Raw genomic sequence first — 2,813 nt, 5'->3', positions numbered from 1 at the left:
CGGCGAGGGCCGCGCGCTCGAGCACCTTGCTGATGCTTGGGGATGCCTCTCCGCCGGTGACACGCTGAACGGGCTGGTCCAGCTGTCTCGCCCCGTGAGAAGTTCTTCACCCGCGAGACCCACGCTTGTGGTCGGGTGGTCACAGGCCTCGTTCGAACACTGTGCCGCAGGTTCCTTGGAGGCCGGTAGCGTGCCCCGGATGATCGTGGGAAGCGAAGAGACCCGGCTCGTGGTCGTTCGAGGGAACTCGGCGTCGGGCAAGTCCTCGGTGGCGGCGGGGATCCGGGACCGGTTCGGCTGCGGCCTGGCTCTGGTCGGCCAGGACAACTTGAGGCGGATCGTGCTGAAGGAGCGTGATGTGCCTGGCGGTGCCAACATCGGGCTGATCGACACGGTCGCCCGCTACGCGCTGGACGCCGGCTACCACGTGGTGGTCGAGGGCATCCTGTCCGCCGACCGCTATGGCGACATGCTTGCGGGCCTGCTCGGCGACCACTGCGGAGTCTCCCGCTGCTACTACCTCGATATCCCCATTGAGGAGACGCTGACGCGCCATGCCTCAAAGGCCGATCCCGACTATCTGGCTCAGGTCACCGAGCGGGAGCTGCGTGACTGGTATCGCGAGCGCGACCTCCTCCCCGGTGGCGTCGAGACCGTCATCGGAGTCGGCAGCGCCCTCGTCGACACCGTCGAGCGCATCATGCGCGACACAGGTCTCGCAGGTTTGCCCGCGCGCGTCAACTGAGCCTGCTGCTTTCCCACCTCGACCGCGCCATGAGTCGCCGTCGTTCTACCGAAGATCGATGTACGCATCCGAAGCGGGCTGACGTTGTCGCTTACGGGCGGAACAGGGCGCGGTTCGTTCATCTCTGGATTCTGTGGGGCCGGTCGGTCAGTGACCACCTACCGCCGGGTGATACAGGCGAGGGACACGTGGTCGGTGCACTACCCGAGCCGAGAGCTACCGCAGCTTGAGGAGTGGCCGTGGTTCATGCAGAACGCCCCTCGTGATCCCGAGCCATGGCTGGACGAAGCCGGGATTCCCGACGAGGTGCCGTTCTTGCTCTGTCCGCGGCTTCGAGTACGACGTCGTTCTCCTTCCCTGCCGAAGCGTGGCGGGCGTTCGCGCCGGGGTAAAAGTGCGGGACTTCCTGGCCCTCTGATCACCTCGACAAGCCCCGGCTGGTCCACACCGCCGGGGCTGTCACGTACCGTTCCGGGTGGGTTTGAGAACACGGCGGGGGACCCGGCGAAGCGGCGGCGAGCCCACGAACCGCTGGCAGCGCTGGGCCCGGAACCTGGTAGCGCACCAGGAGATGTGGGGCGCGGACGCAGACGCACCACGGTCATGTACGGCCTGGAGACGTACTCGTCCTGCACGGGAACTGGCCGATGTTCCGTTGACCATCCGAGGCCGACGGATTCACGAACGGTGCCGCTTCCGCTTCTCCCAGATTCCGGGTCATCCGCGGGGCCGACCGCGCGAGCTGCAGCAACTCGCACTCACCTCATCCGTGATCGTTGTACCGCTCGGCACTGTGCGATACCACAGCACCTGGCGCATGTACCAAGTCCCCGATACCCGAGGGTCATCACTCCGGCCAACCCATCAGACTGACCACTTTCGTCTGCTGTCACTGCCTACCAAACCGCAGTCACGCCCCGCCCGGGTCAGTGCCCCACCATGGATCAAGCCTGCGGACAGTCCGTCCAGTTGGCCATCCGCGGCCTCGCGACGAGGTCGCTGCCGCGCCGTACGGCTGGGTACGGCGGTCTCGACGCGACGGGCAGCCGTGTTAGCTGCTGAGTTGCTGCGAGATTCTCGCACGCTTGGGCGAGCTCGAGTGACAGCTCGGCTGTGGGACCCCGGCTCAAGGTGGCGGGCCCCTCAGCGCTGACGGCGGAGGCGAAGCCCCCACGCGTCAAGCCGGCGGCAATGAGAGCCCGCACACCGAGAGCGGCGCTGCCCCTCAGGCACCACTGACGGCGGTACCGTCGGAGGCGGTTGTCCCGCCTGGTGAGAGCAAGCGGCTCGCGCCGGGAGCGCTGCGGCAGATCGTTCTCACCTATCTGCGGGAGCACCCCGCAGAGGCGTTCACCGCCACGCACATCAGCCGCGTGGTGGAGAAGTCCTCGGGTGCCATCGCCAATGCTCTGGTCACGCTTGTCGGGCAGGGTATGGCCGAGCAGGTGGACGACCGGCCGCGCACGTTCCGTCTGACGACGCCGAAGGGCAACGGATAGCCGACCGGTGGCCGCAAGCCGGGCTGTTTCCTTTCCCTCGGGGGTTGGGAACCAGCCCGGTTGCTGTGTGAGGCTTCCGTACCGAACACGGGTACACCGCTGGTCCTTCNCACGAGGGGCTGGTCCGTCGCGAAGATCCCGCCGCGTGGGTGGCCGAGGCTGACGCGGTGGATGCCTCCCGGCGCTATCCCAACCTCTCGCTGCGCGGAAGGGTCTTCGGTATCGCGGAACTCGATCCCGCGCACGGACCGCACTGGCGGCTGCTCAGGCCGGTGGTGGACGGCATGCCTCAGCAAGCCCGCGACGGCCTGAACTCGCACCTGTGGTTCAAGGCCAAGGACGACACCACCGACCCGGGCGCACGGCGGGAGCTGCTGGCGGCCGTATCGGTCCTCGAACGCGAACCTGTCAACGAACTGGAGATCCTGAGTATCAGGTACCGGGTCGTCAGCGGGGAGGAGTTCGCACGCAGCAACGCGGACGGACTGGAACCACCGCGGCCCACCGATCCGGAACCGATCGACGCCTCCTGGCAGGCCCGGCCCGAGGCCCTTTCGCCGGATGTGGGC

The 2,813-nt window shown here is 67.4% G+C and carries 3 protein-coding genes; all 3 read left to right on the top strand.

Features of this window, described 5'->3' with window-relative positions:
- Nucleotides 1-199: 199 nt before the first annotated feature.
- The gene (locus tag IEY86_RS35715; RefSeq protein ID WP_189136061.1) at nucleotides 200-745 is read left to right on the top strand and encodes an AAA family ATPase; all 546 of its coding nucleotides are present in this window, start codon (nucleotides 200-202) and stop codon (nucleotides 743-745) included.
- A 1,373-nt stretch (nucleotides 746-2,118) separates the two neighbouring features.
- Nucleotides 2,119-2,244 (top strand): hypothetical protein, encoded by a 126-nt coding sequence (locus IEY86_RS37760; RefSeq protein WP_265806203.1) that lies wholly within the window; start codon nucleotides 2,119-2,121, stop codon nucleotides 2,242-2,244.
- Between the two features lie 119 nt (nucleotides 2,245-2,363).
- Nucleotides 2,364-2,813 (top strand): DUF5954 family protein (locus IEY86_RS35710; protein WP_265806205.1); only part of this gene is annotated, 450 nt, incomplete at its 3' end.

The organism is Wenjunlia tyrosinilytica, from assembly GCF_014646055.1.
Taxonomy (GTDB): Bacteria; Actinomycetota; Actinomycetes; order Streptomycetales; family Streptomycetaceae; genus Wenjunlia; species Wenjunlia tyrosinilytica.
The sequence above is the reverse complement of the archived record's forward strand: the minus strand, read 5'-3'. Positions and strand labels throughout refer to the sequence as shown.

Bases quoted from the DNA above. Each gene is read 5' to 3' on its own strand.
- IEY86_RS35715 (WP_189136061.1), top strand. From the start codon at position 200: ATGATCGTGGGAAGCGAAGAGACCCGGCTCGTGGTCGTTCGAGGGAAC.